We start from the raw sequence: 26,572 nt of genomic DNA, 5'->3' as shown, positions 1-26,572 counted from the left end.
AGGTGGAGGTTCCAGCCATGTTGTCCAGCTCGAGGATAAGGGGAGTGGGGAGGGCGACGGCGTTCCTCCGGGCAGGAAGGCGAGGGGTCACCAATATGTTACGGCGCGTGAGCGAGCAACGTGTGTCCCAAGTCGGCGACCTGGAGCCGGGCGGTCCCGGTGCTCACTCGGCCAAGCGGAAGGCGGGCAGGACGATCGAGTCAGCGTCGATCGTGAACATGGATGAGGAACGTTCGATACCGAACCCGAAGAACGCCAACAGCGCTTCCTCCGCGAGGTCGAGCGGGTGGAACGGCAGCGGATAGTCGGGGGCGTGGGCAAGCCCGCGATCCCCGGCCCAGAACGGCGCCTCGAACGAGTACCGGGTCCCTATGTCCTCCATGATTCCGGAGTCGGCGGAAAGGCTGACCGAGCGTCGAAGTTCGCCGGCCTCCCAGACGGCAAACGCACCAAAGTCGACCACGCTGTGCATGAAGACGCCGTACGCGCTTCCGGTCGGCGAGACCGCTTTGATCCAAGTTCCGATCTCGCTCGGGCGATCGGGGCAGATCTCGTGGTATCCGATCAGCGCGAACTCCTCCCACGCCGCGACGCAGATCGTCCCCCGTTCGGGCCACACGCCCCCTTCGGTGAGCGCTCGCACGCCATTGGTTCTCACCGGTCCGCCGAGCACCGTACCGGCCAGCTCGGCCGACCGCGCCGGATCCGGTCGGAAATCCGTCTGCAGCACCGCCGACGGTAGTCCTTCACCAAGGTAGACAAGTCCGGCTTTCGCGCCCATCAGGGTTCCTTTCAACGGCTGGGACCAAACGATAGCGCCACGGCCTGACAGTGCTGGAAAATGACGTGCGGCTCAACATGTCATGCACTGCTAGCGTTGCAACGGCGTCAGACTCCTAACCGTGAGATCACCGCCGACGCCGGCGGCTCGAACGGCTGCCGGGTCAGGCTCTGGAAGACAGGTCTGGCCGCCTTCGCGGCCCGGGCCGGCATCGCGGTCACGGTGCTGCGCCGGCTCGCGGCAAGATCCGTGTCTACAGGTCGTCGAGTTTGGCCCGGAGGTCAGCGGCGTTGGCGTGCTCGAGGTCGATGAGGATGTCCAGCGACGCCTGCCAGGCCTTGCGGGCGGCGTCGGAGTCGCCTGTGGAGTGATGGAGATCCCCCAGGTGCGCGAGGGTGTCGGCCTCGTTGAAGCGGTCACCGAATTCTCGGTAGCTGTCGATGGCGCTCTGATACTGGGAGCGCGCTTCGGTGTGGTTGCCGAGTCCGTTGTGGATGTAGCCGAGGCTGTCGCAGACGCCGGCCCCCAAGGACCGGTAATCGAGTTCCAGGCACAGTTCGAGCGCCTGCTCGCAGAAGTCGAGCGCCTTGGCATGCTCACCGAGCAGGGCGAGTTGCCAACCGATCGAGTTCAGAGCGTTAGCCTCGCCGAGCCGGTGGCCCGCGGCCCGGTGCAGCTCCAGGGCTCGTCGGGAGTGCTCGAGCGCCTCATCGAGGTGCCCTTGTTCTTGCGCGAGAAAACCCAGATTGTTGTGTGCGGCCGCCTGCCCGATCGGATCACCGGCCAGGGCGGACAGCTCCAGGGCGTGGGTCAGATGTGAGCCGCTTTCCTCGAGCTGTCCGAGCTGGCTATGGGCCCAGGCCAGGGCGCGGTGGGAGTGGGCCTGCGCGGCTGGATTGCCCAGCCGCTGTGAGGCAGCCAAAGCGGCTTGTAGGATGCCGATCTGGCTGTGCCAGTGGCCCCGCAGGTAGAAGAATCGCTGGAGCGCCCATGCTGACTGCCAGACATGGACATCGAAGTCGTCATCGGCTTGGACCGCAGTCGCCATCATCGCGCGATGCTCGACTTCGAACCAGGTCATCGCTGCTTCCCGGTCGTCCAAAGGTTCACGGATGACGCCTTGGGATGTTTCGCCGAGAGGGATGTCGATCTCGGGGACGCCTGGTTCCACCAGGAGCGTGGCGACGTGCGAAGTGTGGACGTAATGGTCGAGCAGTCGATGCGCTGCCCGGTGCCGGTCAGCGCTACTTTCGTATCGGGTAGCCAATTCAGCGGCATAGGCACGCAGCAGGTCGTGGAAGGCGAAGCGGCCAGGTGCGAACTCGCTGAGCAGGTGCGCTCGGGCCAGTTCGGAGAGCCGTCGTCGAACTTGCCGCGGGGGGAGGCCGGCCAGGCTGGCCGCTGTCGGCACGGCGATGTCAGGGCCGGGGTGCAGACTCAACAGCCGGAACAGCCCGGCGACCTCATCGCTGAGTGTCCGATACGACCAGGAGAACACCCTCCGGACGTCCGCGACATGGTCGCCGCTGTCGAGCGCGTCCAAGCCGCCCTCCATTCCCCGCAGCTCGTCTGCCAGTGCCGCCAGCGACATCACTGGGTTCGCCTGTGCGCGGGCGGCCGCGACTGCCAGCGCCAACGGCAATCGCGCGCAGTGGGCGACGATCTGATCGGCTGCATCGAGATCGGCCTCGATCCGATCGACTCCGATCCGGGCCGCCAACATGAGCCGCGCCTCGGCCAAGGCGGGCAGGTCGAGACCGATCGGCCGCGCAGTCTCGGCGGCGACCAGACCAAGGAGCCGGTCGCGGCTGGTCACCAAGGCCATGCACCCTGGGCCAGTCGGCAACAGGGGCCTGACCTGGTCGCCATCGCGAGCGTTGTCCAACACCACCAGGACCCGTCGACCGGCGAGCAGACTGCGGTACAGCCCCACCAGGCCGTCCAGGCTCGACGGGAGGCGAGTCGGGGCGATGCCGAACGCCTCGAGAAAGGCCCGGACTGCTTCACCCGGCTCCATCACTTGCCCTCTCGGCCCGAAACCGCGCAGGTCCACATACAACTGCCCGTCGGGAAACCGGTCGGCGACCCGATGCGCCCAATGCAGCGCTAGGGAGGTCTTGCCGACACCGGCAGTCCCGGTGACCACTGCCGCTGCCGGCGCGTCCGCGGTGCCCTCGGCCAAACCGGACAGGGTTTGCAATTCGGCCTCGCGTCCGGTGAAGGCGTCAATGCCGACCGGCAGCTGCCGCGGGGTCACGGTCAGCTCGGCACGACCGGCCGAGGCCGGCCGGCGCTCAGCCAGCAGATCGGTATGGGCCTGCCGCAATTCAGGACCCGGATCGGCCCCGAGCTCGTCGGCAATCATGGCCCGAATCGCTTCATACCTCTCCAGCGCCTCGGCTGGACGACCACTGCCGTCGAGGGCCGCCAGTAGCCGTACCCACAAGGACTCCCGCAGCGGGTGCTCCGCGGTGAGTCGGGAAAGCTCGGCAACCAGCTCACCGTGTCGGCCCTCGGCGAGATCCAAATCGATCCTGCGCTCGAGCCCGGCGAGAAACAGCTCCCGCAGACGCGGCGCCTCGAAAAGCTCCAGTCGCTCCGAAGCGACCCCGTCGAATGGGTCGCCGCGCCACAGTGACAGCGCCCGGCACAACAGGTCACGCTCTTCATCGCCATCCCTATGACGCGCGGCCCGGTCCAGCAGGTGCTCGAACCGGATCGCATCCACGGCGTCTGGATCGACCTGCAACATCACCCCCGCCGCCTCGGTGTTGATCCACCTGTCGCCGATCGCCCTTCGCAGCCGCGCCAGGTAGGTCTGCACGCTCCGACGGGCGTTGGCGGGCAAACCCTCGCCGAACACCGCGCTCGCCAACTGGTCGACCGGTACGGTCCGACCGCCCGACATCGCCAACACTGCCAGGAGCGACCTGCGCCGGCCAGTCGTCAGTGCCACTTGGCGGCCGTCGACTCGTATATCCAATGGGCCCAGGAGACTCACAGTCAACGTTGGTGGAACTGATTCCACAACGCCCGTTTCTTCCTCGCTAAATGCCATGCGCCCCACCCGGAATAGCCGATTTCCCCTCCAATCATCAATACTACGGACAAAGTCACGCTGCTATCGGTTCCGGGCGGTGTGCCGAATACGTGCCGAAGTTTCGGTGGTGGCGATGCGGTTGGATCTGTTTGTGCAGGTGAGGCTATGTTCCGGAGTGGTGGCGCACCCGCTTTGGGCGCGAGGGAGTCGATGTGCCGTAGATATGACATAACTGGTACAGAAAGGTCATCCAAGATGCCAGCTGATCCGATCGAAGACGAAATGGCGCGAGGCCGGTTCGCCAACGTACGCCGCGAAGGTGATGCCGTGGTGCGACACCCCACCGTCAACAATTCGGGTTCCCGTGCACTGCTCCGACATTTCGAGGGCAAGGGATGCACGCTGACGCCCCGGATGCTCGAAGCATCCGAGCAGCACGAGCGGCTCTCCTATATTCCGGGCGTCACCGGCTATCCACCACTGACCGAAGCGCTGCGGTCAGAGGAAGCACTCGTCTCGGTGGCGCGAGCCGCCCGGACCGTTCACGACCTTTCGGTGTCCTTCCTCGATCGCGGGGCCTACGAATGGCATCCGCTTGAGACCTGCCGACCGGTCGGCGACTTGGAGATCATCGGACACGGTGATCTGGCCCCGTGGAACATCGTGTTCGAAGGCACCGAAGTGACCGGCATCATCGACTGGGACGCGGCCGGGCCGATGACCCGGTCTTGGGACATGGCTTACCTTGCGCACCAGTTCGTTCCGTTCCACTTGGGCGACGACATATCGAGCTGGGGGTGGGACAGCCCGCCGGATCGGCGTGCCCGGCTCGCCCTCCTGTGCAACGCCTACGGTGGACTCGACCCGGAGGACGTCGTCGACGACGCGATTCTGCGTCTCCAGTCGATCGGCATGTTCCTGCGGCAGCGCATCAGGGCCGGCGACCCGCAGTTCGATGTGCAGCGCCGCGAACGCCACGATCGAGGCTTCATGGCAGCCTCAGCGAATCTGGCGGCGCACCGAGATTCCCTGCTGGATCTGGAATCGAAGTGATCGTGGAGGACTCGATGCAGTCCGGCAAATCTGCGCAGTGGCCAACGACATCGGCCCGACGGGCATGCTTGAGGTACTGGTGCTGTCGTAGCTTCTGCCCGCGGATTGGGACTGGGTCCTCTGCCTGGACGTGGACACGATCACTCGGGCCAGCCTCACCGGGGAAGACGACGACCACACGAGCCTGGTGTTTCCCGGCCCTAACGCGCGGGTACTGATCGACTACGAGCTTGCCGCGCTCAGCCGATGCCGGGCACGCCACTTCAACCACGTGTAGGTGGGGATTCGGCGACCGCGCGCGTCACGATGCGGCGGCGAAGGAGCGGGAATGGCGGCTGCGGCGCAGGTGCCCGACACCGGCCAGGAGGACCGGCTGTTGGCGGTCGTCCGCGAGCTGGTGGCCGAGCGACATTCGCTCGAGCGTGCGGCCGGCGTCACGTTGTCCAGCGCTTTCGACCGTGATCTGGGTTTGGACAGTCTGGGTGTGACCGAGCTGGTGACGCGGCTGGAGGACGTGTTTGGCGTGGACCTGCCGCGCGAGGCGATCGCGGGGGCCGCGACGCCGCGAGACCTGCTGCACGCCGTGCGGGCGGCGCCGAGCCGGGCACGTCGGCACACCGGCGTCGAGCGGCATCCGGTCCCGCCGCGTACCTCACAGGTTCCCGAAGCGACGACCACGCTCATCGAGGCGCTGCGCTGGCATGCCCGCATCCACCCCGACCGGGTGCATCTGCGGATCTTGACAGGCGATGAACAGGAGCTGGTCAGCTACGGCGACCTGTGGCGGGACGCCACCGCCGCTGCGGCCGGTCTGCTCGCTCACGATCTGCGTCCGGGCGATGCGGCGGCGATCATGCTGCCCACGGGACGGGCGTACTTCAGCACGTTCGCCGGGGTCCTGCTCGCCGGGGGCGTCCCGGCGCCGATCTACCCGCCGACGCGGCCCGCGCAGCTGGAAGCGCATCTGCGCAGACAGGTCGGCATCCTGGACAACGCGCAGGCGCGGGTTCTTGTCAGCGACCCGCAAGCGGCCCGACTGGCCCGGCTGGTGCGCAGCCAGGCCGAGACGGTACGCCACGTGCTGACCCCGGAGCAGCTCACCGGCCCCGGGGAGGCCGTCGCGGCCGCACGTCATCCGGACGACCTCGCGCTGCTGCAGTACACCTCTGGCAGCACCGGCGACCCGAAAGGCGTCATGCTCACCCACCAGCACCTGCTGGCGAACATCCGCGCGATGGGGAAGACGGCGGCCGTGTCGTCCCAGGACGTGTTCGTCAGCTGGCTGCCGCTCTACCACGACATGGGTTTGATCGGCGCCTGGTTGGCCACGATGTATTTCGGGGTGCCGTTGGCGGTGATGTCGCCGCTGGACTTCCTGACCCGGCCCGACCGCTGGCTCTGGGCCTTGCACACGTACCGCGGCACCCTGTCCGCCGCCCCGAACTTCGCCTACGAGTTGTGCCTGCGCAAGACCACCGATGCCGAACTCGAAGGCCTTGATCTCAGCTCGGTGCGCATGCTCTGCAACGGCGCCGAGCCCGTGCAGCCGGACACGCTGGTCCGGTTCGCCGAGCGCTTCGCCAGCTACGGGCTCCGGCGCGAGGCCCTGGCCCCGGTGTACGGGCTGGCGGAGTCCTGCGTAGGGCTCGCCTTCCCTCCGATCGGCCGCGGGCCGGTGGTCGACCGCGTCAAGCGCGACGCCTTCCTTCGCTCCGGCCGCGCGGCCCCGGCCGCCGCCGGGGATCCCGACGCGCTGCGGTTCGCCGCGTGCGGCCGGGCCATCCCAGGGCACCAGATCCGGGTGGTCGACCCGGCGGGCAACCCGCTGGCCGACCGCCGGGAGGGCCGCATCGAGTTCCGCGGGCCCTCAGCCACCGGGGGGTACTTCCGGGACCCGACCGCGACCAGGGCACTCGTCCGGCGCGGCTGGCTGGACACCGGCGACCTCGGCTACCTCGACGGCGGCGAGCTGTATGTCACCGGCCGCATCAAGGACCTGATCATCCGCGCCGGGCGCAACCTGCACCCGGAGGAACTCGAAAGCGCTGTCGGCGACCTCCCCGGAATCCGCGCCGGCCGTGTCGCCGTGTTCGCCACCTCCGGCCGCGACACTACCGAGCGGCTCGTGGTGCTGGCCGAGACCCGACAGACCGAGCGTGACCGGCTCGCCGATCTGCGCGGCCGGATCACCGAGGTCAGTGTCGACCTGCTCGGCACGCCACCCGACGACATCGTGCTCGCGCCCCCCGGGACGGTGTTGAAGACCTCCAGTGGCAAGATCCGGCGCGGTGCCACCCGCGAGCACTACGAGCGCGGCAGGGGCGAACATCGCCCGCCGGTCTGGTGGCAACTGGCACGGTTCGCCGTGCACGGGCTGCTGCCGCGGCTGCGCCGCCTCGGCCGCATCGTCTCAACCTGGGCTTTCACCGCGTGGTGCTGGTCGCTGCTGGCCCTGGTCGGCGTGCCCACGCTGATCGCGCTCTCGGTGCTGCCCAGCCTGGAGGCCCGCCGCGCGGTTGCCCGAACCGCCGCCCGCACCCTCATGCATTTCACCGGAACCCCCATATCCGTTGACGGCGCCGACCACCTGGCTGCGACGCCGCACTGCGTGGTGGTCGCCAACCACGCCAGCTTCCTCGACGGCATCGTGATGACCGCAGCCCTGCCCGGCCAGTACACCTTCGTAGCCGGGGAGGTGTTCGAGCGCAAACCGCTCATCGGGTTCATCCTGCGCCGCACCGGCACCCGCTTCGTCGAGCGCGCCGAACACCAGCAGAGCGTGGCCGACACCCAGCGACTGGTCGAGGACATCCGCGCCGGAGAACGACTGGTGATATTCCCAGAGGGCAGCCTCTCCCCGATGGCGGCCCTGCGGCCGTTCCACATGGGCGCGTTCGTCCTCGCCGCACAGGCGCGCCGGCCCATCGTGACGGTCGCGATCTCCGGAACCCGGGCCATGCTGTGGCCCGGCCACGGCACCGTCATCCACAGCGGCGCGGTGCACCTCGTCGTCGGCGAACCCCTCCACTCCACGGACACTGGATGGGATGCCGCAGTCGCACTCGAACACACGGCCAGGGCCGCGATCGCCGCCCACTGCGACGAACCCGACCTGCGCGAATGATCAGTGGGTGACCGTGGGCCCGGAGGTGGTGGAACCGGTCCGCCGCAGCCTGCTTCGCGCGGCGAACCTTTGGGCATGATTCTTCATGCCCCTCGGCAATCGCGTGAACGTCCTCAAAGGAAGAACGACGGTCGGATTCGGCAGCCGCGTCCGGGGGTGCGCCCGTCGGTGAGTTGCCGGGGCCCGGGTCAGATTGAGGGGCGCAGGGGTGCAGGGGCGCTGGGGGTCTCGCGGTGGTCGGCCTGTTTCCGGCAGCGGCGATGTGATGCGGCTACCTTCTCGCGGTTGCCGTCGTCGCTTCCCGTTATGCTCGTCGGCATGGACGATTCTCCTAGCCACAAACCCTGGCCTGCCTCGGGCCAGCCATTGTCGGTCACGACGAAGCTGCTTCGGGGTGGGCGTTGAGTACGGAAGTCTGGGGCATCCTCGCCGGGGTCGTCTTGACCGTCGGCACTGGACTATTCGTCGCCTCCGAGTTCGCGCTGGTCAACCTCGACCGGGCCGAATTGGAGCGCCGTCACTTGCTCGGAGAGAAGGGCCTGGCCCCGACGATCCGTGCGTTGAAGGTGACCTCCACGCATCTGTCGAGTGCGCAGCTGGGTATCACCCTCACCACTCTGCTGGCCGGTTACACGTTCGAGCCCGCGATCAGCTCCCTCCTGCGCGACCCGCTCCTCGGCATCGGCGTCGCCGAAACCGCGGTGAGCGCGGTAGGCGCCATCGTCGGCGTCGCACTGGCGACCTTGTTCTCGATGATCTTCGGCGAACTGGTCCCGAAGAACTTCGCGCTCGCGGTCCCCCTGGCGACCGCCAGACTCGTCGTCCCGTTCCAGATCGGGTTCACGTTCGTATTCAAGCCGATCATCCTGTTCTTCAACGGGACCGCGAACCGGGTGATCCGGTCGATGGGCATTGAACCCAAGGAGGAGCTGTCCGGAGCGCGCAGCGCCGAGGAGCTTAGCTTCCTGATCCGCCGCTCGGCGACCGAAGGAGCACTCGACCGCGGCGAGGCCGCGATGCTGTACCGCACCCTGACCTTCTCCACCCATACCGCCGCCGAGGTCATGACCCCGCGCGTGCGAGCCGTGACGTTGGAGCGCACAGCGAGTGCGGCGGACGTGATCGCCGAGTCCGCCAAGACCGGCCATTCCCGCTTCCCCGTGCTCGGTGAGGATGTGGACGATGTCATCGGCGTCGCGCACGTCAAGACCGCTTATGGTGTTGCGTTCGACCAGCGCCACGCCGTGCCGGTGACCGAGCTGATGTCCGATCCCTTGAAGGTCCCCGAGGCCGCCGGGGTCGGCTCGCTCCTGGGCACGCTGCGCGGCCGCGGCTTTCAGATCGCCGTGGTCGTCGACGAGCACGGCGGCACCGCCGGCATAGTCACCCTCGAAGACCTCGTGGAGGAACTGCTCGGAGAGGTCCACGATGAGCACGATCAGCGCCAGACGCTGGTCGTGAAACAGTCCAATTCGGTGCTGTTCAGCGGATCCCTGCGACCGGACGAGCTGTGGGACCGCGCGGGCATCCGCATCCCCGAGGGCGAGGAGTACGAGACCGTCGCCGGCTACGTCCTCGATGCGCTCGAGCGCATCCCCGCGCTCGGCGAGGAAGTGCGGTTGGAGTACGGCGTGCTCCGCGTGGACCGGTTGAGCGGCTCCCGGATCGACCGCCTGCGGTATCTGCCTGACGATCCCGCGACGGACCCGGCCTTCGGCGGGACGCGCGAGCGCATCCTCGATGAGTTCGAGAAGGAGACGAACCGATGAGCGAGTACCTTCCCGGACTGGTCTGGCTGGTGGTGCTGCTGGTCGTCAACGCGTTCTTCGTCGGCGCCGAGTTCGCGGTCATCTCCGCCCGCCGTTCCCAGATCGAGCCGCGCGCCGCGGAGGGGAGCCGGGCGGCGAAGACGACCCTGTGGGCGATGGAGCACGCGACCCTCATGCTGGCGACGAGCCAGTTGGGTATCACGGTGTGCTCGCTGGTCATCCTGAATGTGTCCGAACCGGCCATCCACCACCTGCTCGAGTACCCGCTGGGGTGGACCGGACTCACGCCCGGCATGGTCACCGGGATCGCGTTCGCGGTGGCGTTGCTGCTGGTGACGTTCCTGCACGTCGTGTTCGGCGAGATGATCCCGAAGAACCTCGCGTTCTCCGTCCCGGACCGGGCGGCGCTCATCCTCGCTCCGCCGCTGGTGGTCGTCTCCCGCATCGTCAGGCCGCTGATCTGGACTCTGAATGCGATCGCCAACGGGGTGCTCAGGCTCTTTCGGGTCGAACCCAAGGACGAGGCCCAGAGCACCTACACGATCGACGAGGTAGCGACCATCGTCGAGGAGTCGACCCGCGAGGGCACCCTGGTGGACGACTCCGGGACCGTGACGGCGGCGTTCGAGTTCACCGAGAAGACCGTTGCCGACGTCGAAGTGCCCCTCGGCGAACTGGTCCTGCTGCCGGAGCACGTCACGCCGCGCGATGTGCAGCAGGCGGTCGCGCGCAGCGGCTACTCCCGCTATGTCATCGATGACGCTGAGAGGACACCGCACTCCTACCTGCATCTCAAGGACGTGCTCGACCTCTCGGGTCCTGACTCGATCGACCGACCGGTCCCGGCCGACCGCATCCGCGGCCTCCCGGTCGTCGCCGTCGGCGCCGAACTCGAGCACGCCCTTGCCCAGATCCGGACTCATGACGCTCACGTCGCGCGAGTGACGGGCGACGATGGGGCCACGACAGGGGTGCTGTTCCTCGAAGACATCGTCGAAGAACTCATCGGCGAAGTCCAGGACGCCGCCAGCCGCTCCTTACGGGACGAGATCACACGCGGGCTCGGGCGACTCAGGTCCGAGCCCGCGCCACTGCCGGCGCGGTCGGCCATTCGCTTGAGTCCCTTTCGGAACAGTAGACCTGGTGAATCCGCTTGGAGCGGAAAGCCTTACATCGCAGCTGAAACGATCACGCGGTCGGAGAAGTGTTCGCGCTCGCAGCGGGTCGGTGTGAACCGAGCGTTTCGGATGTGAAGTCGTGCAAGCAGTTCGAGGGTCGTGCCGCGTGAGGTGATCGTGCTTGCGGTCCGGACTTGGGTGAACTGCTGCGCCCGGGGCCGAGGTGCTTCACGCTGGCGGTGTGGGTGGGTTGCTGTTCGGCGTCTGGCCGGTGGCGGGGGCGGTGGCGGTCTTTGTGACCGCGGCGTGCCTGACGGCGGTGTTCGGGGTGCGGTTGGTCGCTCTCGGCGATACCTTGGCCGACCGCACCGGTTGGGGAGAGGCGTTCTTCGGAGCGGTGTTCTTCGGCCTCGCCACGTCCCTGTCGGGCATCATGATGACGGCGGTGAGCGCGGCGAATGGTCTGCCGGAGCTGGCTTACGGCAACGCTGTAGGCGGGATCGCCGCACAGACGTTGGCCATCGTAATCGCCGACGCCGTCTACCGGCGCGTCAATCTCGAGCATGCCGCCGCTTCAGAGGAGAACCTGCTGTTCGGTTGCCTGCTGATCGTGCTGCTGGCCTCGGGGCTGCTGGCCTCCTTCAGTCCCGAAGTCACTGTGTTCGGATTCCACCCGGCCTCGCTGGTGATGGTCGCGTTCTACTGGGGCGGGCTCCAGTTGATCCGTGGGAGGCACCAGCCGATGTGGAGGGCGGTCACGACCCGAGAGACCCGCCCCGATGTCCAAGCCGAACACGACGCCTTCGCCGGCCGCGCGGCCGCCTGGCTGTGGTCGAGGTTCGCTCTGACCGCCGCGGGCGTCGTGGTCAGCGGTTGGGCGGTGGCACGTGCCGGGGAGAGCCTGGTCGCCTCAACGGGAATGGAGGCTGGGTTCGTCGGCGGGGTATTGATGGGGGTGGTCAACGCGTTGCCCGAGACGGTCGCGGCGATCGCCGCGGTGCGTCGGGGCGCATTGACCCTCGCGGTCGCCGCCGTCATCGGTGGGAACTGCCTGGATGCGCTCAACCTCGTCATCGGCGACCTGGCGTTCCGTGACGGTTCACTGTTCCACCACGCCACGGGCGACCAGTTGTTCTTGACCACCGCGGCTCTGCTGATGACCGCGGTTCTGCTCGGCGGGCTGCTGGTGCGCCAGCGGCGAGGGTGGTGGCGACTCGGGTTCGACGGAGTGGTGCTGGCCGCCATCTATCTCAGCGCCGTGCTCGTCCTCGCCTTCTGACCGCCGATGTCACGGCGGCACCGACGGAGCGTCCATAACGGAGAGTTCGCCGTGGCTTCGTATTCGCCGAGAAGGGCCAGAAGACGGCTCGCCCGCCTCGAACGAGTTTTCAAGGCGGGTGAGAACGGTGTCTAGTTGAGGGTTTGGGCGCTGCGTATCGGCCGTTCCTTTTACTCGTTCGATCGGGCACTGCGGAAAGAGGCGGCGACGAGTAGTCCGAGACCGGCCAGAATGGCGCCCAGAACACAGGTGCCGACCCATTGGGAGTGGGCCCAGATCACGGACACGGCCGCTCCTCCGGCGGCGCCGCCGGCGAAGAACAGCGTCATGAACACGGCGTTGATCCGACTGCGCGCGGTCGGCCGCAGCTCGTAGCAGGTGCTTTGCGCCGCATTGAGCATGGCCGTGTGCCCCACGTTGATCAGGATGATTCCGGCGATGAGCCAGGCGATCTGCCCACTCTGCGCCGGAAGCATCACGACCCAAGCAGTGGTCGACAGCAGCAGACCGGTCACCAGAACGGTCTTGGCGTGCCCCTGGTCGACGAATCGCCCGGCCATGGGCATCGACAACGGGCCGATGAAGCCGATGAGGCCGATCAGGCCGATGAATGCAGGGTTCCAGCTGTACGGCTCGTCGTCCAGCAGCAGCGTGATGGTCGTCAGATGGATGATGTACGAGGCCATCGACAGCATGGCTGCCAGAATGGGCCGCCTGAGGGCGGGCAGCTCGACCAGCAGTGTCACTGTGGACCGCATCAGGCTCGTCAAGCTCGTGTCATTCCCCTGCTGGGCGTCGTCCTTGGGTGGCAGTAGCCGGAAGACGACGAAGGCGACGATCACCAGCATGACAGCGGTGGACCAGTAGACGGCCCGCCATCCGGCGGCCTCGGCGACGATTCCGGCGAAGGCCCGGCCCCCGATGCCGCCCGCGAGGACCCCGGCCATGACGATGCCGATATTGCGGGCCCGACTGTCCGGTGTGCTCAGTTCGGCGACGAAGGGGACCAAGATCTGAGCGCCGACCGAGGTGACGGCGACCAGTCCCGTGGCCGCGAGCAGCACCGACCCGTTGGTGGCCGATCCCGCCAGTGCCAGGAGCAGTCCGGTGGCGATCAGCAGGACGGCCGAGAGTCCTCGGCGTGAATACCTGTCTCCCAAGGGAACCAGGAAAAACAGCCCCAGTGCGTATCCGATCTGCGCCACCGCGACGGTCAAGGTGGCGTTGGTGGTGGTCATGTGCAGCTCGGATTGCAGCAGTCCGAGCAGCGGTTGGGCGAAGTAGTTGCCGGCCACCGATAGTCCCGCCGCCACCGCCATGATCAGCAGGATGAGCCTGGTCAGTGTTCTGGGCGAGGTGTCCGTTGGGGCCTGGGCTTGGGCAGAACCTGTCATGCCCTAATCATTGGCGCTAACTCGCTATGAGTCCAATTCATTCTGATCATAGGAAGGATCTCGTATCGTGATTGATAGATTTCGGTGGCGTCGCATGGGCGGTCCGAGCTGGTCGATCGCGACTTGTGGCTACGCTGGATCGGCCAGGCTATCAAGGGAAAGGACGCTGTGGTGACCGAGGACTATGCGTGGAGCGACAGCCTCGACGGCGTCGACCTCGACGAGTTGTCGCAGTTGTACCGCATCGCACCGCTGGGAGACAAACCGCCCGCTCACCTCGCAACCGTCTTCGGCAACAGCAGATTCACCGTCTTCGTCTACAAGGGCGGCGAACTCGTCGGCGCGGGCCGGTCCCTGGCGGACGGCGCCGACTGCGCCTACATAGCCGACGTGGCGGTCCACCCCGATCACCAGGGGCGGGGCCTGGGATCCGCCGTCATCCGCAGGCTGGTCGATGCCGTCAGAGGCCACAAGAAGATCATCCTTTACGCGGCCCCCGGCACCGAGGACTTCTACAGCAGGCTCGGCTTCCTGCGCATGAACACGGCGATGGCGATCTGGCGGCACTCAGCGCGCGCGGTCGACGTCGGCCTGCTCGCCCCCGCGGCCGACCACGCCGGGGGCGCGGAGCCCCGGGACCGTTAAACCGAGGAGTGACAGGAAGGCGCTCGAGGCGGGCGTGCAGCCCTCGCTGCGCCAGATCACGTGCTCGATCCGGGCCGGCGCGTCCGTGACCTCGACCGTGATCAGTCCGGTGAGTTGCGGGACGTACGCCGAGGGGAACATGGCGATGCCGAGCCCCTCGGCGACGAGTCGGGCCATGAAATCCGATGTGGTCACTTCAAAGGCGACCTCGCGGAGGACCCCGGCGGCCTCGAACGCCTGATCGGACTGGATGCGCCCCGCCGTCCCGGCGGGCAGGTCCACGAACACCTCGGACGCGAGCTGATCGAGGGAGACCGATTCCTCGCCGGCCAGGGGGTGGTCCGGTGCGACCACGGTGACCAGCCGGTCGCGGGCCAGTACCCGCGAGCTGACGCCTTCGAGGAGGAAATTGGTCGGCAGGCCGAGGAAGGCCACCTCGATGGACCCCTCCTTGACCTGTTCGACCAGTTCGTCGCTGGCACCGACGCGCAACCCGATGTGGACCTGCGGGTGCCGCCGCCGGAACTCCCGCAGTGCCCGGGGAATGTCGACCGCGGCGACGGTGGGGATCAGCCCGACCGAGAGCCGGCCCCGCACCTCGCCGACCGCCGCGGCGACATAGGCGCGGGCCCGCTCGGCCGCCTCCAGGCACTCTCGGGCCGAGGGCAGGAACGCCTCGCCGGCCGGGGTCAACCTCACCTTGCGGCTGGTGCGTTCGAAGAGCTTGGCGCCCAGCTCCCGCTCCAGACGTGCGACCTGGTGGCTGAGCGCGGATTGAACGACCAGGCATCGTTCGGCGGCACGGGTGAAGTTGTTCGTCTCGGCGATGGCGACGACGTAACGCATCTGCTGCAGGTCCACGGTTCAATCTTCTATCGAGATCGACTGCATGACAAATCTGCATTGGACTCATAGATCAACATCCTCAATACTGGCGCTACAGGCCCAGGAAATAGAAAGGACGTTCGAGTGTCGAACGAAAGGAACGTGTTGGTCACCGGTGCCACCGGAGGTCAGGGCGGCGCCGTCGCACGCAGCCTGCTCGACCGCGGTCAGGCGGTGCGCGCGTTGGTCCGCGACCCGGAGAAACCCGCGTCCCAGGACCTGAAGGCGCTGGGAGCGGAACTGGTCGTCGGAGATCTGGACGATCCCGCGTCGCTGCGGGAGGCGACACGGGGCGTGCACGGCGTCTTCAGTGTGCAGGCCGCGGACTTGCCCAACCCCGACCCGGAAGCCGAGATCCGGCAGGGCAAGAACATCGCCGACGCGGCCGCGGCCGCCGGCGTCGCGCACCTGGTCTACAGCTCCGTCGGCGCGGTCGGGCGCGATTCCAAGGTCACCCATTTCGACACCAAGGCGGAGATCGAGGCGCACCTCGCCGCGCTCGACGTTCCGTCCACGGTGCTCAGGCCGGTGTTCTTCATGGAGAACTGGTCCTACCTGCTGCCCCAGGCGCAGAACGGCGAACGGGTCGGCTCGCTCGCGCTGAACGCGGACACCTCGCTCCAGATGATCGCCCTGTCCGACATCGGGCGGATCACCGCGGACGTGTTCGCGACACCCGGAGAGTTCATCGGCAAGCAGATCGAGATCGCCGGCGACGAATTGACCGTGCGAGAGATCGCCGCGGCGTTCACCCGCGTCGACGGCATCCCGACGAGCTTCACCCGCCAGCCGATCGAGGAGCTGCGGTCCTTTTCGGAGGAGCTGGCGAACATGTTCGCCTGGCTGGACGACAGCGGCTACCAGGCCGACATTCCCTCGCTCCGCGAACGGCACCAGAGCCTGCTGACTCTGGACGCATGGCTGAGGAAGCACTGGTAGGGCAGCATCACACCCGCCGACCGCATCCGATATTCCGACCGATTCGCTCCCCAACACCCAACTCTGAAGGAGACAGTCAGTTATGCCTACGATTCCTGTGGGAACCTCGCGCGTGCAGTACACGGTCACCGGGTCCGGCCCGACCCTGATGCTCGTGCACGGGGTCGGCAAGGGCGGCCAGAGCGCATTCGGCCACCTGGTGGACGAGTTCGCCAAGGGTCACACCGTGATCCTGGCCGACCTGTCCGGCAGTGAGGCCGCCGAGGACGACGGCGGCGCGCTCACCATCGAGCAGCAGGCCGCGGAGGTCGCCGCCATCATCGACGACTCCGGGTTCGGCCCGGTCGACCTGGTGGGCTTCTCCCTCGGCGGCGCGGTCGTGGCCGCCGCCGCGGCCCTGTACCCGGAGAAGGTGCGGCGCCTGGTCCCGTTGGGCGGCTTGGTCAAGGCCGACGCCTACATGAAGAACCTGGTCGGCCTGACGCTGAGTCAGAAGCACGACCCGCTCGCGTTCGGCCGCGTGCTGACGACCACCGCGTTCAGCCCGGCGTTCATCAACACCCTCCCCAGCCTCGAAGAGGTCGACAAGATGGGGGCGGAACTGAGCCCGTCCAGCGGCCGGATCCGGCAGCTGGAGCTGCTGATCGAGACCGACATCAGCGACATCGTCGGCAAGGTCCAGGCCCCGACCCTGGTCGTCGCCGCCAACCCGGACGGCGCCGTCCCCACGCACCACTCCCGTGAACTCCACGCGGCCATCCCGAACGCCGAATACGTCGAACTCGACAGCGGCCACATGATGCTGTTCGAGAAGCCCGAGGAGTCCGTGAAGCTCATCAACGACTTCATCGGACAGAACTGACACCCGCGCCTCGTCATGGGGCGCATTTCGGGCGCGGCCCGGCCTGCGAGCCTGCTCTGATTCACGGCTCGCAAGCGACGCAGAGGGGCCGCGCCCGGCTTCGATCCGCCCGGCCCCGCGCGGTGATCCGGCGGGGCCACACACAGGGAGACCAGCATGACCAAGGTACTGATGGCAATCAGCAGCCACGATGTCCTGGGCGACACCGGCAACTCCACCGGCTACAGCGTCTCGGAGGCGGCACACCCTTATTACGTCTTCACCGCCGCGGGATTCGAAGTCGACTTCGTGTCCGTCAAGGGCGGCACCCCGCCGCCGGTGGTCTTCGACGGCGAGGAGGACGATCCGGAGATCGTGAAGTTCCTGGCCGAGGATGCGGTGCAGGCCAAGCTCGCCGCCACCCGTCCCGCCTCCCAGGTCGAGTCGGATGACTATGCGGCGATCTTCTACGTCGGCGGCCACGGGGCCATGTGGGACTTCCCCGCGTCACCGGACCTGGCCCGGATCGCCGCCGGGATCTACGAGCGGGGAGGCCTGGTCTCGGCGGTCTGCCACGGCCCGGCCGCCCTGGTCGACCTCCGCCTGTCGGACGGCTCGCTCCTCGTGGCGGGCAAGCAGGTCGCCTCCTTCACCAATGAGGAGGAGGACTCCGTGGGCCTCGTCGACGCCATGCCGTTCCTGCTGGAGGACCGGCTGAAGGAACGTGGGGCCCTGCACACCAAGGCGCCGAACTACGTCGGCCACACCGCGAAGGACGGACGCCTCCTCACCGGCCAGAACCCCGCGTCCGCGGCCCCGCTGGCAAAACTGATCGTCGCCGAACTCTCCTAATCGCACCCGAACCGCGGCGCGGACCTCCCGCCGCCGCATTACAGGAAGAGGCAATGCTCATGCATGGACTGATCCAGGTCGCCGGCATCATCGACCAGGCAGAGGCCGACCTCATCATCGAGGAAGGGGCCGACTGGCTCGGGTTCGCGCTGCGGCTCCCCAAGAAGAACGAGGACCTGTCCGAAGCGGACGCCGCCGCGATCGTCAAGGCGATCCAGCCGGAGCACAAGGGCGTCATCATCACCTACCTCACCGACGCCGACGAGATCAAGGGATTCTGCACCGACATGGGAGTCGGCGCGATCCAACTCCACGGCGACGTGACCCCCGAGCAGCTGCGCCGGCTGCGGACCATCGCCCCGGACCTCTACGTCCTCAAGAGCCTGGTGGTCAAGTCGGACAATATCGACGAGCTGTCCAAGATCGTCGAGTCCAGTTCGGAGTGGGTCGACATGTTCATCACCGACAGCTTCAACCCGGCCACCGGTGCCAAGGGCGCCACGGGTCTCCTGCACGACTGGAACGTCAGCGCCGAACTGGTGCGGATCTCGCCGCGTCCGCTGATGATGGCCGGCGGACTGAACCCGGACAATGTCGCGGACGCGATCGAGCAGGTGCGCCCCGCCGCCGTCGACGCCCACACCGGACTGGAGGACTCCACCGGCCGCAAGGACCGGCTCAAGGTGCGCAAGTTCGTCCAGGAGGCCCGCCGGGCCTTCGCCCGGACCGCGGACGAGCAGGGGTGAGACCCATGGTCACCGAGATCGCAAAGTCTACTGAGGATGTCGTCCAGCTGCTTCCGCAGACCAGGCGGCTCCGAGCCCTGCACACCATCATCCGCGACCGCGATGCCGACCGGCAGGACTTCGTCGGCTACGCCGGCCAGATCATCCGGCAGCTGGTCGAGGCCGGAATGGAGCTGTTTCCCTTCGAGTCGGTCGACGTGGAGACTCCGGTCGGTCAGACGTATCGCGGTCTGCGCGTCAGCCCGCGAGTCTGCGGCGTGTCGATCGCGCGCGCCGGCGAAAGCATGGAAACGGAGCTGAGCACGATCGCTCCGGGGGTGCGGATCGGGAAGATCCTGATCCAGCGCGACAAGCAGACCAAGCTGCCGCACCTGTACTACTCGGCACTGCCGGTCGACATCGCGAGCCGCCACGTGCTGCTGCTGGACCCGATGCTCGCGACCGGCGGGACCGCGTTGGCCGCCATCGAGGTCCTGGTCGACGCGGGCGTGCCGGAGGAGCACATCGTCTTCGTCAACGTGCTGTCGGCGCCGGAGGGCATCCGGGCCGTTCAGAACCGGTACCCGCACGTCCGGATGGTGACCTCCTCCATCGAGAACGGGCTCAACGAGAACGCTTATATGCAGCCCGGCATCGGCGACTTCGGCGACCGGTACTTCGGCACCGACGCGACGCCCGACGATCACCCTCCCGTCTAGCGACCGCCGACTACCATTCCCACTGTGGCAGCGTCGCCACCGTGAGTACCCCCTTGAGGGCCCCTCGGCCATCCCCGCCGAGGACGAGCCCGCGCTCCAAGCTCACCAAAGGTCGTGTCACCAATGGCAGATGACAACGTCGCCAGGATCGCCATCGTCTACTATTCCGCCACCGGAAACGTCCACAAGCTGGCCACCGCCGCGGCCGAGGCGGCCGAGAAGACCGGTGCCGAAACCCGGCTCCGCCGGGTCGCCGAATACCTCGACGAACCCCTCACCACTGAGTTCACCGAGTGGACGCAGGCGTGGGAGGAGCACACCGAGGCCGCCCGACACGTGCCGACCGCGAGCATCGACGACCTCGACTGGGCCGACGCCATCCTGATGGGCGGACCGGGACGGTTCGGCCTCATCCCCGCGCCGCTCAAGCACTTCATCGAGTCGGCCTGGCCGCTGAACGCGCGCGGCGGGCTGGCGAACAAGGTCATGTCGTCGTTCACCTCGACCGGCGCCCCGCACGGCGGGCAGGAGAGCACCATTCTGTCGCTGAACCAGGTCTTCTACCACTGGGGCGGCGTCATCGTCGCGCCGGGAATGACCGCCGACGACCCGCTGGCGAAGGGCAATGGCAACCCCTACGGGACCAGCTCGGTCTCCGGCCCCCAGGCGATCCCCGGTCGCCTCGCCGAGAACGTCACTGAAAGCGATCTGGCGGGCATCCGACACCAGACCGCCAGGGTCATCACGATCGCCACCGCCCTGTCCAAGGGACTCGCGGCAGCCTGAGCCGCGCCGGCGCTGAACACCCACCGCGCCGCAGAGCACGACGCCGGCAACGACGCCGGTCAGCAACCAGGAAACCCACAGGTGAATCCGCTGCTCGCTGACCCCGCCCAAGGCGGGCCGCGGGAGGGAGTACCAATGTCCTTCAATAGCGTTGCATCACAACACCCACCACGCATCCCCGTGCAGACCGGCCTGCCCGATCTGCTTCACGAACAAGCTCGGCTGCGACCCGATGACACCGCGGTCGAATCCGGCGACGGCGACCTGACCTACGGCGACCTCGTGTCCCGCTCATCAGAGCTGGCAGGCCTCCTGAATCATCTGGGCGTCGGCGCCGACGACCGCGTCGGCCTCTTCGCCGAACCGTCCCTGGACCTGATGATCGGCGTGTGGGGCATCCTCTTCTCCGGAGGGGCCTATCTGCCGCTCTCGCCGGACTACCCGCAGGACCGGATCCGGTACATGATCCAGGACAGCGGCCTCGACGTCATCGTCACTCAACAGCACCTCGTAGACGACCTGCGGACCTTCGCTCCACAAGCGACGAGGATCGTCACCCTGGACGAGGCCGAAGGGTTCCCGGGGGCGCGGCCTTCGGGGCCGGGGTCGAGCGACCTGGCCTATGTCATCTACACCTCCGGCAGCACCGGCAAGCCCAAGGGTGTGATGATCGAACACCGCAGCATCGTGTCGCAGATGCGCTGGATGCGCGCCTGCGGTCATCTCGGCGACCACAGCAGGGTGCTCCAGAAGACGCCGGTGAGCTTCGACGCGGCGCAGTGGGAGATCCTGGCCCCCGCGGTGGGGGCCCAGGTCGTGATGGGCGCGCCGGGCGTCTACCGCGACGTCGAAGCGCTCATCGCGGCGATCGACGAGCACCGGGTGACCACGCTCCAATGTGTGCCGACACTGCTGGAGGCGCTGACGGAAACCGCCGAGTTCAGCCGGTGCACCAGCCTGCGGCAGGTGTTCTCCGGAGGCGAGGCACTGCCGCGGCGGCTCGCGGCGGCCTACTTCGACGCCCTGCCGTGGTCGTCGCTGGTCAACCTCTACGGGCCCACCGAATGCACCATCAACGCGACGTCGTTCCTCACCAATCCCACTTCGCTCGACGAGGACCAGGCGACCGTCCCGATCGGCGTGCCGGCCGACAACACCCAATGCTTCATCCTCGACGCGAACCTGGCGCCGACGGACATCGGGGAGACCGGCGAACTCTACATAGGAGGCATCCAGGTCGCGCGCGGTTACCTCAACCGGCCCGACCAGACCGAGGAGCGATTCGTCCCCTCGCCGTTCGTACCCACGCAGCGGCTGTACCGGACCGGCGACCTGGCGTCCTGGAATCCCGACGGCACCATCTCCTTCTCCGGCCGAGCGGACAACCAGGTCAAGCTGCGCGGCCACCGCATCGAGCTGGAGGAGATCGCCCGGACGATCGAGGAGCACACCTGGGTGAAGCGGGCCGCGGCGATCGTCGCCGACGACGACCGGACCGGGTCGCAGAACCTGGTGGCCTGCGTCGAGCTGAACCCGAAGGAAGCCGCCCTGATGGACCAGGGCAGCCACGGAGAACACCATCAGTCCAAATCGAACAAGCTCCAGGTCAAGACCCAGTTGTCCGATCCGGGCGTCAGGGACCCCGAGGAGCTGCGCGGCAGGACGGCGATCGCGCTGCCCGGCAACCGGGAGACCGAACGGCAGCGTCGGACCGCCTTCGGCCGCAAGACCTACCGCTTCTACGAAGGAGGCGACGTCACCCGCGGCGACCTCCTGACACTGCTCGCCACGCGTCCGCTCGACGCCCGCCCCCGCGGGCTCGGGGAGCTGACCCTCGACGAACTCGGGCGCCTCCTGCGGTGGTTCGGCCAATACCGGAGCGACGAGCGGCTGCTGCCGAAGTACACCTACGCCTCTCCCGGCTCGCTCTACGCGACGCAGCTGTACCTGGAGACCACCGGCGCGGCGGGGCTGGATCCGGGAATGTACTACTACCACCCGGTCGACCACGCCCTGGTGCGAATCGGCGATGCGGCGGCGGACCCGGACCGACCGCTGTCGGTCCACTTCATCGGCAAGCGGCGGGCGATAGAGCCGGTGTACAAGAACAACATCCGGGAAGTGCTGGAGTTCGAGACCGGGCACATGCTGGGCGTGTTCGAGGAGGTGCTGCCCGAATACGGGCTGAACATCCGGCCCGTGGGATACCGACCGTCCGCGAAGGAGCGCACCGACGTCGCAGACGAGGACTACTACCTGGGCACCTTCGAGATCGGCCCCGCGGGCGGCGAGCCCCGCCCGGACCTCACCGAGATCTACGTGCAGATCCACCCCGGACGCGTCGACGGGATGCGGCCGGGCCAGTACCGGTACTCCGGTGGCGATCTGGTGCGCGTGTCCGACGAGATCGTGCAGGCCAAGCACGTCATCGCCATCAACCAGCAGGTCTACGACCGCGCCTCCTTCGGCATCACCGCCGTCAGCCGGGAGACCCGCGGGTGGCTGGAGTACATCGGCCTGGGCGCCAAACTGCATCACCTCCAGCGCAACGGCATCCAGATCGGCCTGATGTCCTCGGGGTACAGCTCGAAAACCGGTCACCCGCTCCCGGCCGCGCGCCGGATGGACGACATCCTGTCCTCGCTCGGCATCGCGCCGGGACCCTCCTACTTCTGCATCGGCGGCAAGGTGACCGACGAGCAGATAGGCAGCGAGGGCATGCGCGAGGACACCGTCCACATGCACGGACCCGCCGAGTTGATCAAGGACGAGCTGGCCCGCACGCTGCCCCACTTCATGATCCCGAGCCAGGTACTGGTGCTGGACGCCCTGCCGCTGACCGCGAACGGCAAGATCGACCACAAAGCCCTGGCCGCCTCCGACCGGGTGAGGTCGGTGGGGACCGGCGTTCCGCATGTGGCCCCCGCGACCCGCGCCGAGCGCTGGCTCGCCCACCAGTGGGGCGAGGCGCTGCGCTACGAACATGTGTCGGTCGAGGACGAGTTCTTCGCCTCCGGTGGGAACTCGCTGATCGCGGTCATGCTCGTCAACCGGATCAACCGGGAGTTCGGGACGAGGCTTCCGCTCCAGGTGGTCTTCGAATCTCCGAAACTGCGAGACCTGGCCTCTCGCATCGAAAACGACACCGACGAACCCTCCTCGCGAATGGTGCCCTTGCACCTCCCCAAGGCCGGCAGCCCGGTGTTCTGCTGGCCGGGCTTGGGCGGCTATCCGATGAACCTGCGCCTCCTGGCGCGCGAGGCGTCCCCGGACCGGCCCTTCTACGGGGTGCAGGCCCAAGGCATCAACCCCGGCGAGGTCCCCCTGCCGACGATCCGGGAGATGGCCGCCGCGGACGTCTCGGAGATCCGCCGCATCCAACCCGAAGGCCCTTACTCGCTGTGGGGCTATTCCTTCGGGGCGCGGGTCGCATTCGAGACGGCCTGGCAGTTGGAGCAGCGCGGCGAACAGGTGGAGCACCTGCTGCTGATCTGCCCCGGCAACCCGAGGACGCGCCTGGACGACGGAAGGCTCCACGGCCGCGAGGCCTCGTATTCGAACCCGGCGTACGTGTCGATCCTGTTCTCGGTCTTCTCCGGGGTCGTCGAAGGCCCCGCGGTGGAGCGGTGCCTGAAGGAAGCCCGGGACGAGGTGGGCTTCGTGTCATACGTCCACGAGCTGTACCCGGACCTCGACGAGCCGTGGATCCGGCGGATCACTCGGATCGTGGAGGAGACGTTCGAATTCGAGTACACCTTCCGCGAGCTGACCGAGCGCCGCCTGAACGCACCCGTCGTCCTGCTCAAGGCCACGGGTGACGACTACTCGTTCCTCGAAGGCCGCTCGGGCTACTCCGCCGCCCCGCCGGTGACGGTCGACTTGGAAGGCGACCACTACAGCGTGCTGAAGGAGCACGGCGTGGCCGAGCTGGCCACGGCGATCCGCGAAACGCTCGACCGGATCCCGTCCCCTCGCCTCGCGCCCGGCCCGGTCCCGCGGGCGTCGCGGGTGCCACGGCCGAGAACCGGGCTCTTGGACGGAGGAACGGTGCCATACACGATCATCCGCCCACCCTCGCCGTCAGCGTAGAGAAAGGAGCGGCCCGTGCCGCACGTCAATATCAAGCACTTCCCGCGGGACTTCACCGCGGAGCAGCGGGAGCGACTGTCCGAGGCGGTCACGACGGTGGTCGCGAAGCACCTCGACACCCCGCGAGGAGCCGTCTCCATCGCCCTGGAACCGGTGCCAGAGGCCGAATGGAGCGACACGGTCGTCGTCCCCGAGATCACGGGGCGCGAGCACCTGCTGATCAAGACGCCGAACTACCTAGGCAACCCACAGGAGAACGCGTGAACCAGCACGGCAGCGGCATTCCGCTGGACTTCAGCGAAGAGGTCTCCGAGGCCCTACAGGCCGGAAACCCGGTGGTGGGCCTGGAGTCGAACGTCATCACCCACGGCCTGCCCTACCCGAACAACCTCAGCGCCGCCAAGCAGGTCGAGGAGGCCGTCAGGTCCTCAGGATCGGTTCCGGCGACCATCGGCATCGATTCCGGGCGCATCATCATCGGAATGAGCGATACGGACATCGAGCGTTTCGCCTCCGCGTCCGGAATCCCCAAGGTCAGCAGCAGGGACCTGCCGGTCATTCTGGCGCAAGGGGGCATGGGCGCCACGACCGTGGCCTCCTCCCTGGTCTGCGCGGAGCTGGCGGGAATCCCGTTCTTCTCGTCGGCGGGCATCGGCGGCGTGCACCGGGACGCGGAGACCACGATGGACATCTCGTCGGACCTGATCCAGTTCACCCGATCCAAGGTGGCGGTCGTCTGCGCCGGCGCCAAGAACATCCTCGACCTCAAGCTGACCATGGAGTATCTGGAGACCCACTGCGTCCCCCTGATCTCCTATCAGTCGGACGACTTCCCCGCGTTCTACTGCGCCTCCAGCGGCATCCGCAGCCCCCACCGGATAGATGACGAGGAGGTCATCGCCCGCGTCGTCGAGAACCACTGGGCGACCGGCAGCAACAGCAGCGTCCTCATCACCACCCCACCCCGCGAGGAGGACGCGGTCGACCGCGACGAAGCCGAGGCAGCGGTCGCCGCGGCGCTGGCCGACGCCGAAAAGGAGGGAATCCGGGGTAATGCGATCACCAAGTATCTGATGCGCGCTGTCGACAAGCTGACTGGTGGACGCACCGGAGAGGCCAATATGGCAGTGCTCATCAGCACCGCCGAGGTCGGCGGTCGTCTCGCTGCCGCGCACGCCAAGCACCTCCGCGCCGCGCTATGAGCGACCCGTCTGTCGGCATGGGACCGAAGACGGAGCGATCTTGGTCCGTCGTATTGCGGTGATAGGGGAACCTTGACAGCTTGACGTGTATCAAGGATGTTGGACACGGATCCTGATTTGAGAGGATCCGTGTCCAACATCCTTGATACACGTCATTGTGGATATCGGGCGCGATGTGCGGCTCGATACACGACACCGCTGCGGACCGCATCAGGAAGTTCTGCACCACATCGCGGTGCCGCCCACGCCCAAGGCCGCAGTAGTCGGTGCCTATGCGGTCGGGTCTATCGGAGGGTCCAGCGTTGGTTGTCGCCGCCGTGGCAGGTCCAGAGGATGATCTGGGTGCCGTTGGCGGTACCTGCGCCGTTGGCGTCGAGGCAGAGTCCGTTGTGGACGTTGGTGATTGAGCCGTTCGAGTTCACGGTCCAGCGCTGGTTCGCGCCGCCCGAGCAGTCCCAGGTCACCGCCTTGGTGCCGTTGGTCGTACCCCAGCCCGACGCGTCGAGGCACTTGCCGCCGACCTTCAGTTCGCCCGCGGAGGTGCGGGCGAACAGCTGGCCGGAGCGCTGCGAGCAGTCCCACAGCTGCGCCTGCGACCCGTTCGTCGAGGAGTTCGGGACGTCCAGGCAGCGGTTCGACGCCGCACCGACGATCGCGGTCGAGTCGGACGGTTGGCCCGAGCCGAGGCCGCTCATGATGGCATCGACGATCCCCGGTTGGGTCACCGCATAAGAGTTTCGGTCGAACAGCCCGTGCCCGTACTGCCCGTTGTAGCCGTTGTCCCAGTAGATGGGGGCGGCTCCATACTCCTTGGCGGTGGCCGCAAAGGTGTGCGCGTAGTCCACGCGGTACTGACTGTTTGTCGAGTCGTGCGATGACTTGTCGATCGAGCCGTACTCGCCGACGACGACCGGGTATCCGTGCGCGACGAATGCCTCGTGGGTCTTCTGCAACTGCCCCTCCATGAAGTCCTCCTGCCCCCAGGTGGACGTTTGTGACGGATCGGTCGCGCCCGACCCCCATTGGGTGATGTTGCCGTTCTCCTCCCCGGCGAAGTCCCACGGATCGTAGTAGTGCACCGAGATCATGATCCGCTGCTCGTCGCTGGGAATATCGGGGGATCGGTGGTCGTCGGTCGGAATCTCGAAGCCGTAGTCCCCGGTGGTGTAGTCGATGTTCGTGTTCCAGCCGGGGACGAGCAGCCACCGCGAACCGTTGTTGCCGCCGGTCTGCCGCACGGTGTCGACGAAGATCTGGTTGTAGCTGTTGATGTTCGAATAGCACGGCTGCGTGGGCTCGCCGAACTGCCCGTCGAACTCCTCGTTCATGGA

At 67.4% G+C, this 26,572-nt stretch carries 19 protein-coding genes and 2 pseudogenes; 16 read left to right on the top strand and 5 right to left on the bottom strand.

Translation table 11 applies throughout. The features are described 5' to 3' along the window. Positions 1–163: 163 nt before the first annotated feature. A complete protein-coding gene (locus FAB82_RS07395; protein ID WP_136533906.1) occupies positions 164–781 on the bottom strand; it encodes a DUF6928 family protein in 618 nt (205 codons plus the stop codon). A 126-nt stretch (positions 782–907) separates the two neighbouring features. Between FAB82_RS07395 and FAB82_RS07390 the strand changes: the two are divergent. Next, positions 908–1,006, top strand: a pseudogene (locus FAB82_RS07390) (ISAzo13-like element transposase-related protein); the annotation flags it as partial. 28 nt (positions 1,007–1,034) lie between these two features. Here the strand turns inward: FAB82_RS07390 and FAB82_RS07385 are convergent. Further along, positions 1,035–3,737, bottom strand: coding sequence for an AfsR/SARP family transcriptional regulator (locus FAB82_RS07385; protein ID WP_211116435.1), 2,703 nt, complete (start codon positions 3,735–3,737; stop codon positions 1,035–1,037). Between the two features lie 411 nt (positions 3,738–4,148). On the opposite strand from FAB82_RS07385, the gene FAB82_RS07380 reads away from it, so the two are divergent. The 5 genes and pseudogenes from FAB82_RS07380 to FAB82_RS07360 all read left to right on the top strand — a co-directional run bounded on the left by FAB82_RS07380 (position 4,149) and on the right by FAB82_RS07360 (position 12,164). Then, positions 4,149–4,874, top strand: coding sequence for a phosphotransferase (locus FAB82_RS07380; protein ID WP_168801467.1), 726 nt, complete (start codon positions 4,149–4,151; stop codon positions 4,872–4,874). A gap of 328 nt (positions 4,875–5,202) precedes the next feature. Then, entirely contained in the window at positions 5,203–7,998 is a 2,796-nt protein-coding gene (locus FAB82_RS07375) for an AMP-binding protein (RefSeq protein ID WP_136533903.1), read from the top strand. 401 nt (positions 7,999–8,399) lie between these two features. Next, positions 8,400–9,767: a hemolysin family protein gene (locus FAB82_RS07370; protein WP_136533902.1), complete on the top strand. Its 1,368-nt coding sequence runs from the start codon at positions 8,400–8,402 to the stop codon at positions 9,765–9,767. Then, positions 9,764–10,798: pseudogene (locus FAB82_RS07365) on the top strand (hemolysin family protein); the annotation flags it as partial. The gene FAB82_RS07370 and the pseudogene FAB82_RS07365, both read left to right, overlap by 4 nt. 337 nt (positions 10,799–11,135) lie before the next feature. Next, positions 11,136–12,164, top strand: a complete 1,029-nt coding sequence (locus FAB82_RS07360) for a sodium:calcium antiporter (RefSeq protein WP_136533932.1) — start codon at positions 11,136–11,138, stop codon at positions 12,162–12,164. A gap of 170 nt (positions 12,165–12,334) precedes the next feature. Here the strand turns inward: FAB82_RS07360 and FAB82_RS07355 are convergent, their stop codons facing one another. Further along, a complete protein-coding gene (locus FAB82_RS07355; protein ID WP_136533900.1) occupies positions 12,335–13,558 on the bottom strand; it encodes an MFS transporter in 1,224 nt (407 codons plus the stop codon). Positions 13,559–13,729: 171 nt separating this feature from the next. Between FAB82_RS07355 and FAB82_RS07350 the strand changes: the two genes are divergently transcribed. After that, positions 13,730–14,203 carry a GNAT family N-acetyltransferase gene (locus tag FAB82_RS07350; RefSeq protein ID WP_136533899.1) on the top strand — a complete coding sequence of 158 codons (474 nt, stop codon included), beginning with the start codon at positions 13,730–13,732 and terminating at the stop codon, positions 14,201–14,203. Here FAB82_RS07350 and FAB82_RS07345 read toward each other — a convergent pair. Next, positions 14,126–15,064 (bottom strand): LysR family transcriptional regulator, encoded by a 939-nt coding sequence (locus FAB82_RS07345; RefSeq protein WP_136533898.1) that lies wholly within the window; start codon positions 15,062–15,064, stop codon positions 14,126–14,128. The genes FAB82_RS07350 and FAB82_RS07345 overlap by 78 nt on opposite strands. 108 nt (positions 15,065–15,172) lie before the next feature. On the opposite strand from FAB82_RS07345, the gene FAB82_RS07340 reads away from it, so the two are divergent. The 9 genes from FAB82_RS07340 (at position 15,173) to FAB82_RS07300 (ending at position 25,241) form a co-directional block, all read left to right on the top strand. Beyond that, on the top strand, positions 15,173–16,027 hold the full coding sequence (locus FAB82_RS07340; protein WP_136533897.1) for an NmrA/HSCARG family protein: 855 nt from the start codon (positions 15,173–15,175) through the stop codon (positions 16,025–16,027). Positions 16,028–16,109: 82 nt separating this feature from the next. Further along, complete coding sequence (locus FAB82_RS07335; protein ID WP_136533896.1) at positions 16,110–16,889, top strand: alpha/beta fold hydrolase; 780 nt, start codon at positions 16,110–16,112, stop codon at positions 16,887–16,889. Positions 16,890–17,045: 156 nt separating this feature from the next. Further along, the gene (locus FAB82_RS07330; RefSeq protein WP_136533895.1) at positions 17,046–17,720 is read left to right on the top strand and encodes a type 1 glutamine amidotransferase domain-containing protein; all 675 of its coding nucleotides are present in this window, start codon (positions 17,046–17,048) and stop codon (positions 17,718–17,720) included. A 59-nt stretch (positions 17,721–17,779) separates the two neighbouring features. Further along, positions 17,780–18,466, top strand: coding sequence for a phosphoribosylanthranilate isomerase (locus FAB82_RS07325; RefSeq protein ID WP_136533931.1), 687 nt, complete (start codon positions 17,780–17,782; stop codon positions 18,464–18,466). 5 nt (positions 18,467–18,471) lie between these two features. Beyond that, complete coding sequence (gene upp, locus FAB82_RS07320) at positions 18,472–19,164, top strand: uracil phosphoribosyltransferase (protein WP_136533894.1); 693 nt, start codon at positions 18,472–18,474, stop codon at positions 19,162–19,164. Positions 19,165–19,287: 123 nt separating this feature from the next. Beyond that, on the top strand, positions 19,288–19,950 hold the full coding sequence (locus FAB82_RS07315; protein ID WP_136533893.1) for an NAD(P)H-dependent oxidoreductase: 663 nt from the start codon (positions 19,288–19,290) through the stop codon (positions 19,948–19,950). Positions 19,951–20,085: 135 nt separating this feature from the next. Then, entirely contained in the window at positions 20,086–24,039 is a 3,954-nt protein-coding gene (locus tag FAB82_RS07310; protein WP_136533892.1) for a non-ribosomal peptide synthetase family protein, read from the top strand. Between the two features lie 15 nt (positions 24,040–24,054). Further along, entirely contained in the window at positions 24,055–24,303 is a 249-nt protein-coding gene (locus FAB82_RS07305; RefSeq protein WP_136533891.1) for a tautomerase family protein, read from the top strand. Beyond that, positions 24,300–25,241: a pseudouridine-5'-phosphate glycosidase gene (locus FAB82_RS07300; protein WP_211116432.1), complete on the top strand. Its 942-nt coding sequence runs from the start codon at positions 24,300–24,302 to the stop codon at positions 25,239–25,241. Before FAB82_RS07305 ends, FAB82_RS07300 begins: the two co-directional genes overlap by 4 nt. 284 nt (positions 25,242–25,525) lie before the next feature. Here the strand turns inward: FAB82_RS07300 and FAB82_RS07295 are convergent. Further along, the coding region (locus FAB82_RS07295) for a ricin-type beta-trefoil lectin domain protein (RefSeq protein WP_168801466.1) at positions 25,526–26,572 on the bottom strand (1,047 nt) is incomplete at its 5' end.

Source organism: Glycomyces buryatensis (assembly GCF_004912275.1).
GTDB lineage: Bacteria > Actinomycetota > Actinomycetes > Mycobacteriales > Micromonosporaceae > Glycomyces > Glycomyces buryatensis.
Note: the sequence above shows the minus strand (reverse complement) of the source record. Positions and strands in the feature narration are given on the sequence as shown.

Coding starts and splice junctions, on each gene's coding strand:
- FAB82_RS07395 (WP_136533906.1), bottom strand. CDS start 781: ATGGGCGCGAAAGCCGGACTTGTCTACCTTGGTGAAGGACTACCGTCG.
- FAB82_RS07375 (WP_136533903.1), top strand. CDS start 5,203: ATGGCGGCTGCGGCGCAGGTGCCCGACACCGGCCAGGAGGACCGGCTG.
- FAB82_RS07355 (WP_136533900.1), bottom strand. CDS start 13,558: ATGACAGGTTCTGCCCAAGCCCAGGCCCCAACGGACACCTCGCCCAGA.
- FAB82_RS07335 (WP_136533896.1), top strand. CDS start 16,110: ATGCCTACGATTCCTGTGGGAACCTCGCGCGTGCAGTACACGGTCACC.
- FAB82_RS07330 (WP_136533895.1), top strand. CDS start 17,046: ATGACCAAGGTACTGATGGCAATCAGCAGCCACGATGTCCTGGGCGAC.
- FAB82_RS07325 (WP_136533931.1), top strand. CDS start 17,780: ATGCATGGACTGATCCAGGTCGCCGGCATCATCGACCAGGCAGAGGCC.
- upp (WP_136533894.1), top strand. CDS start 18,472: ATGGTCACCGAGATCGCAAAGTCTACTGAGGATGTCGTCCAGCTGCTT.
- FAB82_RS07315 (WP_136533893.1), top strand. CDS start 19,288: ATGGCAGATGACAACGTCGCCAGGATCGCCATCGTCTACTATTCCGCC.
- FAB82_RS07310 (WP_136533892.1), top strand. CDS start 20,086: ATGTCCTTCAATAGCGTTGCATCACAACACCCACCACGCATCCCCGTG.